Consider the following 15,268-nt stretch of genomic DNA (forward strand, 5'->3'; position numbering starts at 1 on the left):
ATTTTCAAACGACAAACGTCCTTTGCCCATAGGCCTCCATGTTAAGGACGAACGGGCAAAAGCGACATCGGTCAACCTTCTTAAAATCCATCAGGATTTTACCGCATTTTGGTCGGGAAAGCCACGCGCCGGGCGGTTCCGTTCGAAGGGGGCCCCGCCGTCCGAAAAAATGCGTCGCTCCCCGAATGCCCGCGAGGTTCGATCCGGAGTGGGACCGGAGCTATAATGGACGGACGGGAACCCGACCACGGGAGGTGGAGAGATGTTCGTCCAAAGGATCCGGGCCCTGGTCCGGAAGGAAGGACTGCAGATCGTGCGCGACCCCAGCAGCATCGTCATCGCGTTCGTCCTGCCGGTCACCCTGCTCTTTCTCTTCGGATACGGGCTCTCCCTCGACGCCAGGGACATCCGGCTCGGGATCGCCCTGGAGGACGGGGGACATCCCCCGCGGGACCTGGCCCGGCGGTTCCTCGGCAACCCCTATTTCAAGCCCGACCTCGCCGCCTCGCGTCAGGACCTGATCCCCGGGCTCCTCACCGGCGACCTCAGGACCGTCCTCGTCATCCCCCAGGGAAGTTCGGCCGCGCTCCACTCCGGGCAAAGGGCCTCCCTTCAGCTGCTGACCGACGGGAGCTATCCCAACTCCGGCGCCCTGGCCGAGAACTACACGCTCGCCGCGATCCTCCAGTGGGGGGGCGAGCTGTCCCGGACCGCGCTGCCCATCCCCGTCGAGCCGCACTTCCGCTACAACGACGAACTGGAGAGCCGCTACTCGCTCATCCCCGGAATCGTGGCGGTCATCATGGCCCTGATCGGGACGATGCTCACGGCCCTGGTCGTGGCGCGGGAGTGGGAGCGCGGGACGATGGAGGCCCTTTTCGCCACGCCCGTCAGCGCGCTGGAGCTCCTGCTGGGCAAGCTGATCCCCTACTACCTGCTGGCGATCTTCTCCACGTTCTTCAGCCTGGCCCTGGCCGTGTCGCTCTTCGGCGTCCCGTTCCGCGGCTCGCTGCTCACCCTCTTCTGCGTGGCGTCGCTCTTCATGATGTCGGCCCTGGGGCAGGGGCTCATCATCTCGACGCTCTCCAAAAACCAGTACGTCGCCTCCTTCGCCGCGCTGCTCTCCGCGTTCCTGCCCGTGGTGCTGCTGTCCGGCTTCATCTTCGAGCTGGACTCCATGCCGTTCCTCCAGAGGGCGATCGCGGCCGTCCTGCCGGCGCGCTACCTGGTGACCTGCCTCCAGACCCTGTTCCTGGCCGGGGACGTCTGGCCGCTCCTGATCCCCAACATGATCCGGCTGGGGCTCCTGGGGGTCCTCTTCCTGGGGCTGACCCTCAGCCGGACGCGAAAACTGCTGGCCTGACGCCATGTTTGGCCGCATACGCGCCCTCGTCGTCAAGGAGTTCTACGCCGTCCTTCTGGACCCGAAGACCCGCTTTCAGGTGTTCGTCGGGCCCTTCGTCATGCTCTTCCTGTTCAGCTTCGCCATCACCATGGAGGTGAGGAACGCCTCCCTGGCGATCCTGAACCAGGACAACGGGGACCTGGGCCGGAGGCTCGAGGCGGCGTTCACCGCGAGCCCCGCCTTCACGCGTTCCTTCAGCATCTCGAGCGTTCGGGAGATCGAGCCGGTCATCGCGGAGCAGAGGGCGCTGATGGTCCTGCGCATCCCGGAGGACTTCTCGGCCTCCCTGATGCGGGGCGTCCCGGCGCCCGTGCAGGTGATACTGGACGGCCGAAAGGCCAACGCCGTTCAGATCGCCTACGGCTACGCCTCCCAGATCGCGGGCCGCTTCGCCCGGACGCTCCGAAAGACCGTCACCGGGGCCGACGCGCTCCTCTCCATCGAATCGCGCCAGCTCTTCAACCCAAACCACGACTACCTCTGGTTCACCCTGCCGGTGCTCCTGGTGGTGCTGACCCAGATGCTGGCCCTCGTGGTCTCGGGCATGAGCGTCGCGCGCGAGCGCGAGCTCGGGACGTTCGAGCAGCTGCTCGTCTCGCCCCTCTCCCCCTGGGAGATCGTGATCGGAAAGACCCTGCCCGCGGCGGCGATCGCCTTCGGGATCGGGATCGCCATCCATCTCCTGGCCCGGACGGTCTTCGGCGTGCCCTGCCTGGGGAGCCTGGGGCTGCTGGCCTTCAGCTTCCTGCTGTTCATCCTGGCCTGCACCGGCGTCGGGCTCTTCATCTCCTCGCTCTGCAGCACGCAGCAGCAGGCGTTTCTGGGGGTGTTCACCTGCATGGTGCCCTTCGTGCTCCTCTCCGGGTTCGCGACGCCGATCGAGAACATGCCGGACCCGCTGCAGGCCCTGACCCTGCTGAACCCCGCCCGACACGTGATCGTCATCGCCCTCGGCGTCTACCTCAAGGACATCCCCCCGGGCGAGGTCATGGCCCAGCTCCTCTGGCTGGGCGGGATCGCCGCCGCGACGCTCGGCTCCGCCGGATGGTTCTTCAAACGCAGGATACAGTAGCCCGCCCGGGGCTTCCGGCCCCGGTCCCCTGGAGAAAGGAGTCTTTGCCATGAAAAAAACGTTCGCCCTCCTGCTCGCGGCCCCGGTGGCCGCGCTCGGTCTGCTCTATGCGACCGGGGAGCTCGACGGACTGCTCGTCCGCCTCCGCAACGCCGATCCCGGCCGCATCCGCCTCTACGGCAACGTGGAGATCCGGCAGGTGCTCCTGGGCTTCCGCGTCTCCGGACGCATCGAGGAGGTCCACCGCGAGGAGGGCGAGAGGGTGGTCTCCGGCGATCTTCTGGCCGCCCTGGACCCGCTTCCTTACGAGATCAAACGGACGGAGGCCCGTGGGGCCATGCTCCAGGCGAAGGCCGCCCTGGACAAACTGCACAGCGGGTTCCGCACCGGAGAGGTGCGGGAGGCGGCCGCGCAGCGCGATCGGGTCCGGGCCGCGCTGAACCTCGCGGAGAAGGACTACGAGCGCATTTCGAACCTCTTCGCCCGGAAGGCCGTCGCCAAGAACGATCTGGACCGGGCGACGTCGCAGCGCAACGCCCTGCGGGCGGAGCTCTCGGCGGCGGAGAACGCCCTGGCCCTGATGCGCGAGGGCTACAGGAAGGAGGACGTCGAGGCGGCCGAGGCGGCCTACGAGACGGCCGGGGCCCGCTTCAAGGCGGCCGAGATCGCCCTGGCGGACACCAGGCTCTACGCTCCGGCCGAGGGCACCATCCTGACCCGCGTCACCGAGCCCGGCACCGTCGTCGGTGCGGGGCAGGTCGTCTACGCCCTGGCCCTCGAGCGGCCCATCCAGGTCCGGGCCTACATCCCCGAGCCGGCACTGGGACGGGTCGAGGTGGGCATGCCGGCGCGGATCGTCACGGACTCCCACCCCGACGAGCCCATCGAGGGCAAGCTGGTCTTCATCTCCCCGACGGCCGAGTTCACCCCCAAGCAGGTGCAGACCGAGGACCTGCGCACCGATCTGGTCTACCGCGTCCGGATACTGGTGGAGGACGACGGCGGACGTCTCAAGAACGGCATGCCCGTCACCGTCCTGATGGAGGCCTCGGGCGACTCCGGCCCCTCGGCCCCGAAATGAGCGCCGCCGAAAGGGGCGCCGCTCCCGCCGAAAAGCGGGCCTGGCCTGCGGGCGGTTCCGAGATCGTCATCCAGGACCTGGTCCGGTCCTTCGGCCCCGGACGTCCCGCGCTCGGAGGGATCTCCGCGCGCATCGGGGGCGGACGGATCACGGGGCTGGTCGGGCCGGACGGTGCGGGCAAGACCACGCTGCTGCGCCTGGTCTGCGGCCTGCTGGCGCCGACCGGGGGACGGATATCGGTACGGGGGAACGACACGGTCTCGGCCGCCCCGGCCATCCAGGAACAGGTCGGCTACATGCCGCAGCGGTTCGGGCTCTACGAGGACCTCACGGTCATGGAGAACCTGAGCCTCTACGCCGACCTGCGCTCCGTGCCCCGGGAGGAGCGGGCCGAACGCTACGAGGAGCTGCTCTCCTTCACCAGCCTGAAGCCCTTCACGGGTCGGCTGGCGGGTCGGCTCTCCGGCGGCATGAAACAGAAGCTGGGCCTGGCCTGCACGCTGCTGTCCCGACCGCCCGTCCTGCTGCTCGACGAGCCGGGGGTGGGCGTGGACCCCGTGGCGCGCCGCGAGCTGTGGCGGATGGTCCGCGCGCTTCTGAGCCCGGAGCGGATCGTCGTCTGGAGCACCGCCTATCTGGACGAGGCGGAGGCCTGCGACACGGTCCTGCTCCTGAACGAGGGCGATCTGCTCTACGACGGGACGCCCGAGGCTCTGGCGGAGCGCGTCGAGGGGAAGGTCTTCCTGCTGACCGGCGCCGGCGAGGAGCGCCGGACGCTGATCGCGCCCCTGATGGAGCACGCGGAGACCCTAGACGCGGTGATCCAGGGCTCGAGCGTGCGCGTCCTGACGAGCGACGGAGGGGCGAAGCTGAGGGGACGGCTGGAGGCGCTCTCCGGGCAAACCGGCCTGCCGCTCGGGATCCGGCCCGCGTCTCCCCGTTTCGAGGACGCGTTCATGCAGCTCCTGGGCGGGGCCCGGCGCGGCAGCGAGGCGGTAGCGGATTTCTTCGAGGAGAAGCGCGGCAACGGGACTCCGGTGGAGGCCAAAAACCTCACGAAGCGGTTCGGGGACTTCACCGCGGTGGACGACGTCTCCTTCGCCATCGGCCGCGGCGAGATCTTCGGCCTGCTGGGGCCGAACGGGGCCGGAAAGTCCACCACGTTCAAGATGATGTGCGGCCTGCTCACCCCCACGGAGGGCAGCTGTGCCGTGTCCGGACTGGATTTCAGGACGGCGCCCGGCGACGCGCGGGCGAAGCTGGGCTACATGGCCCAGAAGTTCTCGCTCTATGGGGAGCTGACCGTGCTGCAGAACCTGCGGTTCTTCTCGGGCATCTACGGCCTGCGGGGAAGGGCGGGCCAGAGCGCCGTGGAGCGCGTGATCGAGACGTTCGACCTCGGACCCTACCTCGCCTCCCCCGCCGGCGAGCTCCCCCTGGGCTTCAAGCAGCGCCTGGCGATGGGCTGCGCGGTCATGCACGGACCGGACGTCCTGTTCCTGGACGAACCGACGAGCGGCGTGGACCCGGTGACGCGCCGCGAGTTCTGGACCTGCATCAACAGCTTCGCGCTGAAGGGTGTCACCGTGATGGTGACGACGCACTTCATGGACGAGGCGGAGTACTGCGACCGCATCGCGCTGATCTACCGCGGAAGAAAGATCGCCTCCGGCTCGCCGGACGCGCTCAAGCGGTCCGTGCGCATCGACGGGATTCCGGACCCGACGCTGGAGGAGGCGTTCATCGCCCTGATCGGGCGGCAGGATGGGGAGGATCGGTAATCCGACCAAATCGTCCGGGGGTTTCCTCCTACCGCATCAGGGCGTAGCGCTCGACGGGGGCGAAGGCGTCGGTGAACGCGGGCACGGACGCCTCGAAGGGCAGGAGCCACTGGTGGTCCAGCAGCTTCAGCATGGCGGGCTCCGGGGCCGGCGGCACGGTGGGCATCTCCCCGGACCGGAAGGCCACGATCATCAGGTTCTGGCGGGACAGCGCATACTTGGGGTCCGGAGCGGACGCCGGGAAGATCAGCAGCCTCGGGAAGACGGACTCGAGCGCCGCGTAGATCCCGTGAAAAACACCGCTGCGGGAGCCGTAGAGGGAGGCGATGACGTTGACGATCAACAACCCGTCGGGAGCCAGCAGGTCCCGCATGCGCTCCGCGGCCTCCACCGTGGTCAGGTGGAAGGGGATCGAATACCACGACCCGAAGACGTCCATGAAGACGGAGTCGTAGGCACCGATGCGCTCGGGGTCCCGAACGGCGCGGTTCAGAAAGGCGCGCGCGTCCTCGTGAAAGATGCGGAGGCGCGGGTCCTCGGGCAGCACGAAGTAGCGGCGTGCCGTCTCCGTGACTCCGGGATCCAGCTCGACGACGTCGAACGAGACCCCGGGGCGCTCCGCCAGGACGTGTCGGGGCACGCAGTAGGCCCCGCCGCCCAGCATCAGGACCCGCTGCGCATCGGGCTTGAAGTGGAAGGCCAGATCGTAGAACTTCGTGTAGTCGCTAACCAGCTCGTTCGGGTCGTCCGTGTACATCAGGGACTGTGCCCCCTGAGGGTCCGTCATCATGATCCGGACGCGCCGGCCGTTCGCCTGATTGCTCTCCACGACGGAGATGTGGTTGTAGGGGGTCTCGATATGGACGCCCACAGGCGCCATCGGCATCCCCCCGGACCCGGCCGCAAGCGCGGACCCGGCGAGCACCAGAAAGGCCGAAAGGGAGCCCTTCCAAATCGGGCGATGAAGCAGCAGGGCCAGGACGGCCAGGACGGCCGAGAGCAGCAGCAGGATGACCCCGGACGGGACCAGCGAGATCAGCACGAACCCGCCCAGGAAGGTCCCCAGGATGCTGCCCGCGGAGGAGAGCGCCGAGAAGCGCCCCACCGTTCCGCCGGAGGACCCGACGTCGTGCAGGGCAAGGCGGACGACGAAGGGCGACACCATCCCGAGCAACAGGCTCGGCAGGGCGAAGATCGAGAGCGCCGCCGCCACCGAGGCCAGGTAGAGATTCAGGTCCAGCCCGCTCAGGAAGGACAGGACGGCGTTCCCCGCCCCCGCCAGCGCCCCCGTCGAGACCGCGGACGCAAGGACGATCCTCGCCAGCACGCGCCGGTGCGGATGCCGGTCCGCCAGGATTCCGCCCATCCAGTTTCCCGCACACAGGCTCGCCATGACGACCCCGATCAGGGCGGTCCATACGATCAGGGAGGTCCCCAGAAACGGGGCCACGAGCCTCGAGCCCGTGAGCTCCAGAACCATGACGCCCGCACCGCAGAGAAAGGCGGTGACCTCCAGCATGCCGAATCCCCGAGCCGCAGGCGGCCCCTTCCGATCGCTCCTTCCGTCCTCCCCCCGCAGGGGTACGTCGTCCGAGGACGGCAACGTCTCCGCGGACATCTGAGAAAAATTAGTCTCCATGAGAGCTCGAACCCATCGTCATGAAAAGATCACTCCTGTATTGCGGCTGAAGAACGCAGCCGTGCGCGGCAGAATTCCAGGGCGCCCCACACGAACGAAACCAACTTGCGCGTGCCCCCTCGAAGAACTCCCCTGGGGGATTCCGGACGGCCCCGGTCTTGAAACCCGACCGGGAGTCCGGCACAAAGCCCCCGACCCGGCGAATCCACCGTACGGCAACGCACGGTTTCCCATTCTACCAGAGAGCGGGGAGGAGGACGAGGGCAAAACGCTCAGCGCGTCCAGGTCCCCGGGACGAAGAGCAGGATCACGGCAAAGAGTTCGAGCCGGCCGGCCAGCATGCAGAAGGAGAAGAGCCACTTGACCCCGTCGGGCAGCCAGGCGAAGTTCTCGACCGGTCCCAACGAGGCGAGTCCCGGCCCCACGTTGCTGAGGCAGGCGATGACCCCGGACAGGGACGTCATGAAATCCAGTTTCGGGTCGCCGAAGGCCGTCACCGCCAATGTCGAGATCACCAGAATGGCGATGTAGAGCATGAAGAAGGCCGTCACGGAGCTCAGGGACCGGCGCGAAACCACCTGCCCGTTGACCCGCGTATTGACGACCGCCCTGGGATGCAGCAGGCTCCAGATCTCCGCACGGATCTGCCGCCCCAGAAGCAGGAAACGGACGACCTTGCAGCCCCCGCCCGTGGAGCCCGCGGAGGCGCCGAAGACCATCAGCAAGAGAAGAAGAAAGCGCGTGAACTCGGGCCAGAGGTCGTAGTTGGTCGTGACGAACCCCGTGGTGGTCATCAGGCTGACGACGTGGAAGGCCGCGCTGCGCAGCGCCGGCTCCACCCGGTCGAAGAACCCCCCGCGAAGCAGAAAGAAGGCGATCGCAACCGAGGCCGCGACGGTCAAGGCGGCGTACCAGCGCAGCTCCTCGTCGCGAAGGGCACTGCGCGCCCGGCCCGTCAGGATCAGAAAATGCAGGGAGAAATTGACCCCGGACGCGAACATGAACAACGTGACCACCCATTCGATATAGGCGCTGCCGAAATGGGCTATCGAGGCGTTCTTCGTGGAAAAGCCGCCCGTCGCGATCGTCGCGAAGCTGTGGGTCAGGGCGTCGAAAAATCCCATCCCCCCCAGCATCAGCAGGACGGTCTCGAGCCCCGTCAGGAGGACATAGACCCCCCAGAGGAAGAGGGCGGTCTGCTGGACCCTGGGGGTGAGCTTCTCGGGCGTCGGACCGGGGACCTCCGCCTTGTAGAGCTCCATCCCGCCGACCCCCAGGAAGGGAAGGACGGCGAGGCTCAGGACGATGATGCCCATCCCGCCGAGCCAATGGGTCAGCCCGCGCCAGAACAGGATGCCCCGGGGCGTCCCCTCGATCCGGGCCAGGATGGTGGCGCCCGTCGTGGTGAACCCGGACATGGTCTCGAAGAAGGCGTCGACGTAGGATGCCGCCACGCCCGAGAACAGGTAGGGCAGGGCCCCCACGGCCGAGGCGATCACCCAGGAGAACCCCACCACGGCGATGGCCTCCCGTATGCCCAGCTCCTCGTAGTCGGCCCTGCGCTTGCCCACCAGGAAAAGGAGAAGGCTCACCATCAGGCCGACGGCGAACGACGCCAGCAGAGGGACCCGGTCCCCCGAGCCGTCGTAGAGCGCCCACCCCAGGGGCAGGAGCATGAAGAGCGAGACGATCAGGGAGACGAGCGAGAGCACGCGAAGGACGATTCCCAACCTCATGGCGCCATACCGCCGAAGAGTTCCACCGCCTCCCGCATGAGGGCCGTCGAGGCGAACAGGATGAGGTGATCCCGCGGCTGCAGGCGTGTCGTCCCGGTCGGGACCGAGATCTCCTGTCCCCTCCCCAGCAGCGCCACCAGGACCCCCTTGGGCAGTCCCAGCTCCGCAAGGGGGATGTCCACCAGTCCGCTGTCCTCCGGGAGGACGATCTCCAGCATCTCCGCATCGATCTTCTCGATGATGGAGAGAGCCCGCGTGTGGCCGGGATAGCGGATGGTCCGGAGGATCACCGAGGCCAGGGCCTCGTTGAGGTCCACGACGGCATCGACCGGCATGTAATTGGGCATGTCATGGTAGAGGTGCCGACGCACGACCGCGATGCTCTTGTGAGCGCCCATGGACTTGGCGATCGCGGCGTAGATGAGGTTGACCTCGTCCGAGGAGGTGGCGCAGACGTAGCCGTCCGCCTCTTCGATGCCCTCCTCCAGCAACAGGGCCCGGTCGGCCCCGTCCCCGTTCAGAACCAGGGCCTCGCCCAGCTCGCTGGCCAGCTTCTCGCACTGATGCGGGTCCTGATCGATCAGGCGGATTTTGACGTTGCCGTACTCCTTCTGGAGCCTCTGGACCACCTGATAGCCCAGTTTGCCCCCTCCCACCACGAACACCTTGCGCAGCGGCCGCGAGCTCTTGAGCTGAAAGAGCTTCTCCAGCCTCCAGACCTGCTCCCGATAGGAGACGACGTAGCACAGATCCCCGGCCCTCAGCACCGTATCGCCGTCGGGGACGATGGGCTCCTCCTCCGAACGCTCCACGTAGACGACGATGGCGACGAGGTCGGGATGGTCCATGCGGATCTGCTTGAGGGATCGGTCGACCAGGGGCGACTCCTCGGCGATGCGAAAGGCGTAGATGGCGGCGCGCCCGCCCAGCAGTTCGGCGGTCCGGACGGCCGTGCTGACCGACAGAAGCTCCAGGATCTCCCGTGCGACGGACCGCTCGGGCGAGATCATGAGGTCGATGCCGAGCTCCTGCCCCCAGGTCGGGGAGTCCGTGAACTCCAGGCCCCGAACCCGGGAGATGACCCTGCGGACCCCCGCGTGGCGCGCGATCCAGCAGGAGAGCATGTTGACCTCGTCCCGGTTCGTGCAGGCCACGAGAAGGTCGACGTTGCAGCCCTCCCGGACCCCGGCGTCGTAGAGCACCTGGGGCCGGGCCCCGTTGCCGCAGACGACGCGGACGTCCAGCTCGGCCGCCGCATGTTCCGCGCGCTCCTCGTTCTGTTCGACCAGATTGACGTCGTGCCCCTCCGCCGCCAGGGTGGCGGCTACGCTGCGCCCGATCTCGCCCGCGCCGACGATGACGATGTTCATGAGCGGTATGGCTCCCAGGTACAGGAAAATGCGGTCAAAGGCCGGTCCGATTCGCGGTCGCCGACGATCTCGTAGGCGAACGTCCTCGTCCCGTCCGGGCCCGGCGCCCCGATCTCGCGGGACCGGACCGTCGGGGACTCGCCCCACCGTGCGCTCGCGCGGAACGAGGCGGACAGCGCCCGCGGGCTGTAGGCCATGAGGTCGATGGGCGTCGCCTCGAAGACCCACTCGAAGTAGACCGCATGGTTGACGTGTCCATTGCCGTCCAGATCGTGAAAACGGACCGGGTAGACGGCCTCGTGCACCTCGCCTCCCGAGGCGTCGGGGGAGGGGATGTCCCGGAAGTCGGGGTCGATCGGCTCGGAATCGCGGAGCAAAAACTCCGGAAGGTGGGCGGAGGGCCGTACGGGGCGCCCTGCGGCCAGATCGATCAGCAGCCAGGAGGTCTTGGCCCAGACCAGAGGGTCCCCCGCAGGCGTCTCCACCTGAAAGACGCGCAGAGTGCGGTAGCCGTGATTCACGTCATGGTAGGTTCTGACGACGAAAGGCTCGTCCAGCGCGGGCAGGCGGCGCAGCAGCTCCATCTCGTAACGCAGCAGGACCCAGGAATAGCCGCGTTCCAGCATCTGCATGGGACTGCCCTCGAGCTCGGCCACCGCCAGGCTGGCGGTATCCTGCAAATGGTCCAGCAGGCCCCGCAATTTCAGCTCGTTGTTGCACGACGCGACGGCCGGCAGCACCGTAAGTTTCCGAACGTACATCCTCAGTTTCGCTCCTTCAGCCGCTCGACGGCCCTGTGCAGCGCCTCCAGGAAAAGTTCGATCTCCTGGGGCGTCGTGAAATAACCCGGGGAGACCCTCAGGCTTCCCTGGGGGAAGCTGCCCAGGGTCCTGTGGGCGACGGGCGCGCAATGCAGGCCCGGACGGGTCTCGAATCCCTCCTGGGAGAGCGCGTCGGCCAGCATGCCGTTGTCCACTCCATCGACGTTCAGCGCGAGGACCGAAAGACGGCCCTCCATGCTCCGACGCCCGTAGAGGACGACGCCCCCGACTCGGGCAAGCCCCTCCATCAGGCGCTCGCCCAGCTCGTGTTCGCGGGCCGCGATCCGGTCCAGCCCGGTCTCGGCGATCCAGCCCAACGACGCATGGAGCCCGATGATCCCCGGCAGGTTGGGCGTCCCGGATTCGAAGCGGTCCGGAAGCTCCCGGGGCTGTTCCTCCATGTGCGAATAGCTTCCGGTCCCACCGAGGACCAGAGGTTCGACCCGCTCGGCGAACTCAGGATTCCAGAGGACTCCGCCCACGCCCTGCGGCCCCATCAGCCCCTTGTGGCCGGTGAAGCAGAGGGCCGCGAGACCCAGGGAAGCCGCGTCGATGGGGAGCACCCCCGCGGTCTGCGCGCTGTCCAGAACCAGGGGGACCCCTGCCGCGGAACAGAGCGCCGCGATCTCCCCGAGAGGCTGTATCGTGCCGCAGACGTTGCTGGCGTGAGCCAGGACCACGAGGTCGAAACGCCGCGACGACAGGGCCTCCGACAGGGCACGAGGGTCGAGCGCCCCGTCGGCCCCGCAGGGAAGAAGCGTGACCGCGACCCCGGACGCTTCGAGGGCCCTCAGGGGGCGTACGACGGCGTTGTGCTCCATCGAGGAGGTCAGAACGCTCATTCCGGGCCGGAGAAAACCGCGCAGCACGACGTTGAGGGCCTCCGTGACGTTCGCACAGAAGGTCACCCAGCGCGGGTCGCCCCCCTCCCAGCCCCCGAGCAGGGCGGCGAGACGGAACCGGCAGTCCAGCACCGAGTTCAGGGTGCCCATGTCGCGCGAAGACGAGGTCCCGCGGCCGAGGTTTGCGCCCCCGCGGGACAGAAAGTCCGCCATAGCCGCCCCCACGCTGGGCGGCTTCGGCCAGGTCGTCGCGGCGTTGTTCAGGTAGACCGACGCCATAGAGAGACCCCCTTCCCGAAAAATTACGGTGTCGTTCGCATCATGATATCATTAACTCTCCGAGTGCGCGCTCCGTCCGATCGGTCGAGGAGCGGGGAACGTCGGTCCGGCGTGGGGATTCCCCCGGTTATCCACAGCATTCGCGGGTTTCGCCTGTGGATAAGTGTATAATCAGGGCGGACCGGCATGGAAAAAGGACCGAGATGTGGACAGATTTGTGTACCCCCTGAGGAAACCGGTGAAAACCGGGCTCAGATCGACAAGCGACGAGGGCCCCGGTCGCGGCTTTCGTCCGAACGACCCGTCGCTCGGAGGAGATGAGGTCCTCCCGTGATTTTCAGTGCGACAACTCCATCACAGGGGTGAAACGGATTGCAAAAGGACACGAAGAACCTGAAGGAACTGTGGGACGAGATCGTCGGGGGCGCCGACCTGCCCGAGGGGGCGGTGTCGCTCTGGCTGACGACCTGCATGCCCGTGGCGCTGGAGGAGGACGAGCTGGTCGTCGACACGACCAACCCCTTCACTCAGGAGTACATCACGAAGAACTTTCTGGAGGCGTTGAACCGATCCGCCCGGAACGGGGACAACGTGAAGCGCATCCGCCTGAAGGCCAGCGTCCATCCCGAGGGGGAGGACAAGCGGAAGGAGTGGGTGGCCCGCGCCGAGGAGGCGTCGCGGAGCCGGAACGAACCGGGATGCAATCTGAACCCGCACTACACCTTCTCCACCTTTGTCGTGGGAAAATCCAACCGGCTCGCCCACGCCGCCAGCCTGGCCGTCGCGGAGATGCCGGGGAAGGCGTACAACCCGCTCTTCATCTGGGGCGGCGTCGGGCTGGGAAAGACGCACCTGATGCACGCCATCTGCCATTACGCGCTCTCGCGTTCGCAGGGTCTGAGGGCGCTCTACCTCAGCGCGGAGAAGTTTCTGAACGAGTTCGTCCAGGCCATCGGGTCGTCGAAGATGTCCCAGTTCAAGGACCGCTACCGCAACGTGGACATCCTGCTGATCGACGACATTCAGTTCCTCGGAAACAAGGGGCAGAGCCAGGAGGAGTTCTTCCACACCTTCAACACCCTCCACGAGGGCAACAAGCAGGTGGTGATCTGCTCGGACCGCCAGCCGTCGGAGCTCCAGAACATCGAGGACCGGCTGATCAGCCGCTTCGCCTGGGGGCTCGTGACGGACATCCAGCCGCCGGATCTGGAGACGCGTATCGCCATCCTTCAGAAGAAGGCCACGTTCCGGGAGTACGACATGCCCGACGAGGTCATCCATTTTCTGGCGCAGCACATCCCCAGCAACATCCGCGAGCTGGAGGGGGCCCTCAACCGCGTCATTGCCTGTGCGGAGCTGTCCGGAGAGCCCATCACCATCGACCAGACGTCCGTCTGGCTCAAGGATATCCTCCGCATGGACCTGAAGGGCCCGGTGACAATCGAGAGCATCCAGGCCGTGGTGGCGGAGAGCTTCGGGATGAGCCCGGACGATCTCGCGAGCTCCAAGCGCACGGCCGACATCGCCCTGGCGCGCCAGATCGCCATGTACCTCTGCAGGGAGCTGACGGAGCTCAGCCTCCAGAAGATCGGGCACGCCTTCAGAAAAAAGGACCATACGACCGTCATCCACGCCCAAAGGAAGATCGGGCAGCTCATCAAGGGCGACCCCGACGTCAAGCGCACGGTGGACAACATACGGAACAAGCTGTGAAAACGGCGGGGACAACTCTCGATTGTCCACAGGCCGACTTCCCCGAACCGACGGCCGCACACAAAATCCACAGGCCGTTCACGGCGCATCCACAGGAATTTCACAGCGGACAAAACGCGTGAGCGGCGGACGGCGGACGGGATATCCACAGACTTGTTCAGCACTACTGCAACTACTGTCACCTTAAAAAAAGAAAACGGAACGGGTTGTTCGCAACATCCTCCTCCACAGTCCCAAGGAGCCGCAGGACCGCGACCAAGGCGAGGACCGTGAGAGACGAACGCGAGACCACAGGAGGGAACGGTGCAGACGATGAAAATAGAGCTCGACCGGTTGGAGTTTCTCAAGGCCTGGCAGATGGCCGAGCGCTCCAGCAGCACAAAAAGCACGATCAGCGCGGTGAGCGGCATTCTGATCACGGCCTCGGAGGCGGAAACCCACCTTCAGGCAACGGACTTCAAGACGGCGATACGCTGCCTGGCCCAGGGCGTCCGTACCGTCTCCCCAGGCTCGGCGGTCCTGCCGGTCCGCCTCTTCGGAGAGTTTCTCAAGAAGATGCCGCTCGACACGATCTCCCTGGAGATCGCCAACGAGAGGGGGACGCTCTCGGCGGGCCGGAACCGGACCCGCTTCGCCACGTGGCCCGTGTCGGAATTCCCGGGAATCCCCCGCAGCGACGGTGCGGATCCCCTGTGCGACCTCCTCGCGGCCGATCTCGTGCGGGCCATCACCGAGGGAGCCGTGGCCAGCTCCACCCCTGCCGACTTCCCGAAGTACCTGGGCACCTGTCTGCTGAAGATCCAGCAGAACCGGCTCAAGGTCGTCTCGACGGACGGCAAGCGCCTCTCGCTCTCGCAGTGTCCCTGCGAGGCTGAGGCCGACGCGGAGCTTCTGCTCCCGGTCCCGGCCCTCAGAGAGTTGGGGCGCCTCCTGGCGGGCGGCGACCCGGAGGCCCGCACGCAGGTCCTGTACGACGGCTCCACCGCCTGGTTCAGGATGGGGGACCTGGAGTTCTCCGTCCGCCGCGTGGAGTCGTCCTTCCCGAACTACGAGAAGATCCTGACGCCCGGGGCCTCGACGACGCTCAGGATTCGTCGGGACGAGCTGCTCCCGGCCCTCGAGCGCATCGACATCATGGTGCGCAACACCCTGACCCGCCTCGTGGTCCTCAACCTCTCGCCCGGCGGGGAGTTCCGCCTGAGCGGCCGGGCCCCCGAACTGGGCACCACGGTGGAGGTCCTGGACGGAAACGTCGACGGCGATCCGCTGCGGGTCGGCTTCAACGTCGGCTTTCTCCAGGACGGCCTGAAGGCCCTCGGCAGCGGCGAGATCCGCCTGGAATTCAACGGCGAGGAGGGACAGACGAGGCTGCTTCGGGAGGGCTCGGAGGATTTCCTCTACATGCTCATGCCCGCTCGGCTGAGTCCTCAGGATCTGACCGACGACGAGGAATCCCCTGAGGGACTCGAGGACGTCGAGGGACCCGTCCCGGAGGAGGAGCCGTTCTGACCGCAGCCCTCGAGGGGGTC

11 protein-coding genes are annotated in these 15,268 nt (G+C 66.9%); 6 read left to right on the forward strand and 5 right to left on the reverse strand.

What is annotated here, in order from left to right:
• Positions 1-262 precede the first annotated feature (262 nt).
• The 4 genes from EII26_RS10190 to EII26_RS10205 are packed head-to-tail and all read left to right on the forward strand — an operon-like array spanning position 263 to position 5,339.
• On the forward strand, positions 263-1,363 hold the full coding sequence (locus EII26_RS10190; RefSeq protein ID WP_124889056.1) for an ABC transporter permease: 1,101 nt from the start codon (positions 263-265) through the stop codon (positions 1,361-1,363).
• 4 nt (positions 1,364-1,367) lie between these two features.
• Positions 1,368-2,477, forward strand: a complete 1,110-nt coding sequence (locus tag EII26_RS10195; protein ID WP_124889057.1) for an ABC transporter permease — start codon at positions 1,368-1,370, stop codon at positions 2,475-2,477.
• A gap of 49 nt (positions 2,478-2,526) precedes the next feature.
• Complete coding sequence (locus tag EII26_RS10200; protein ID WP_124889058.1) at positions 2,527-3,558, forward strand: HlyD family efflux transporter periplasmic adaptor subunit; 1,032 nt, start codon at positions 2,527-2,529, stop codon at positions 3,556-3,558.
• Positions 3,555-5,339: an ATP-binding cassette domain-containing protein gene (locus tag EII26_RS10205; RefSeq protein WP_124889059.1), complete on the forward strand. Its 1,785-nt coding sequence runs from the start codon at positions 3,555-3,557 to the stop codon at positions 5,337-5,339. The genes EII26_RS10200 and EII26_RS10205 overlap by 4 nt, the downstream gene beginning before the upstream one ends.
• Positions 5,340-5,367: 28 nt before the next feature.
• Here the strand turns inward: EII26_RS10205 and EII26_RS10210 are convergent, their stop codons facing one another.
• The 5 genes from EII26_RS10210 to EII26_RS10230 form a co-directional block, all read right to left on the reverse strand.
• Complete coding sequence (locus tag EII26_RS10210; protein WP_199735178.1) at positions 5,368-6,957, reverse strand: fused MFS/spermidine synthase; 1,590 nt, start codon at positions 6,955-6,957, stop codon at positions 5,368-5,370.
• A 293-nt stretch (positions 6,958-7,250) separates the two neighbouring features.
• On the reverse strand, positions 7,251-8,714 hold the full coding sequence (locus EII26_RS10215; protein WP_124889060.1) for a TrkH family potassium uptake protein: 1,464 nt from the start codon (positions 8,712-8,714) through the stop codon (positions 7,251-7,253).
• Complete coding sequence (gene trkA, locus EII26_RS10220) at positions 8,711-10,084, reverse strand: Trk system potassium transporter TrkA (RefSeq protein WP_124889061.1); 1,374 nt, start codon at positions 10,082-10,084, stop codon at positions 8,711-8,713. The genes EII26_RS10215 and trkA overlap by 4 nt, the downstream gene beginning before the upstream one ends.
• Positions 10,081-10,845, reverse strand: a complete 765-nt coding sequence (locus EII26_RS10225; RefSeq protein WP_124889062.1) for an acyl-[acyl-carrier-protein] thioesterase — start codon at positions 10,843-10,845, stop codon at positions 10,081-10,083. Before EII26_RS10225 ends, trkA begins: the two co-directional genes overlap by 4 nt.
• A 2-nt stretch (positions 10,846-10,847) precedes the next feature.
• Positions 10,848-12,026: an aminotransferase class V-fold PLP-dependent enzyme gene (locus EII26_RS10230; protein ID WP_124889063.1), complete on the reverse strand. Its 1,179-nt coding sequence runs from the start codon at positions 12,024-12,026 to the stop codon at positions 10,848-10,850.
• A 372-nt stretch (positions 12,027-12,398) separates the two neighbouring features.
• On the opposite strand from EII26_RS10230, the gene dnaA reads away from it, so the two are divergent.
• Together dnaA and dnaN are read left to right on the forward strand one after the other, a co-directional pair.
• On the forward strand, positions 12,399-13,739 hold the full coding sequence (gene dnaA, locus EII26_RS10235) for a chromosomal replication initiator protein DnaA (RefSeq protein ID WP_124889064.1): 1,341 nt from the start codon (positions 12,399-12,401) through the stop codon (positions 13,737-13,739).
• 312 nt (positions 13,740-14,051) lie between these two features.
• Positions 14,052-15,248 (forward strand): DNA polymerase III subunit beta, encoded by a 1,197-nt coding sequence (gene dnaN / locus EII26_RS10240; RefSeq protein ID WP_233572708.1) that lies wholly within the window; start codon positions 14,052-14,054, stop codon positions 15,246-15,248.
• The last annotated feature ends 20 nt before the right edge of the window (positions 15,249-15,268 follow it).

It is taken from the genome of Fretibacterium sp. OH1220_COT-178, from assembly GCF_003860125.1.
Taxonomy (GTDB): Bacteria; Synergistota; Synergistia; order Synergistales; family Aminobacteriaceae; genus CAJPSE01.

Excerpts from the sequence above, each read along its gene's own strand:
- EII26_RS10195 (WP_124889057.1), top strand. The coding sequence starts at position 1,368 with ATGTTTGGCCGCATACGCGCCCTCGTCGTCAAGGAGTTCTACGCCGTC.
- EII26_RS10190 (WP_124889056.1), top strand. The coding sequence starts at position 263 with ATGTTCGTCCAAAGGATCCGGGCCCTGGTCCGGAAGGAAGGACTGCAG.
- EII26_RS10200 (WP_124889058.1), top strand. The coding sequence starts at position 2,527 with ATGAAAAAAACGTTCGCCCTCCTGCTCGCGGCCCCGGTGGCCGCGCTC.
- EII26_RS10205 (WP_124889059.1), top strand. The coding sequence starts at position 3,555 with ATGAGCGCCGCCGAAAGGGGCGCCGCTCCCGCCGAAAAGCGGGCCTGG.
- EII26_RS10230 (WP_124889063.1), bottom strand. The coding sequence starts at position 12,026 with ATGGCGTCGGTCTACCTGAACAACGCCGCGACGACCTGGCCGAAGCCG.
- EII26_RS10215 (WP_124889060.1), bottom strand. The coding sequence starts at position 8,714 with ATGAGGTTGGGAATCGTCCTTCGCGTGCTCTCGCTCGTCTCCCTGATC.
- EII26_RS10210 (WP_199735178.1), bottom strand. The coding sequence starts at position 6,957 with ATGTCCGCGGAGACGTTGCCGTCCTCGGACGACGTACCCCTGCGGGGG.
- trkA (WP_124889061.1), bottom strand. The coding sequence starts at position 10,084 with ATGAACATCGTCATCGTCGGCGCGGGCGAGATCGGGCGCAGCGTAGCC.
- dnaN (WP_233572708.1), top strand. The coding sequence starts at position 14,052 with ATGAAAATAGAGCTCGACCGGTTGGAGTTTCTCAAGGCCTGGCAGATG.
- EII26_RS10225 (WP_124889062.1), bottom strand. The coding sequence starts at position 10,845 with ATGTACGTTCGGAAACTTACGGTGCTGCCGGCCGTCGCGTCGTGCAAC.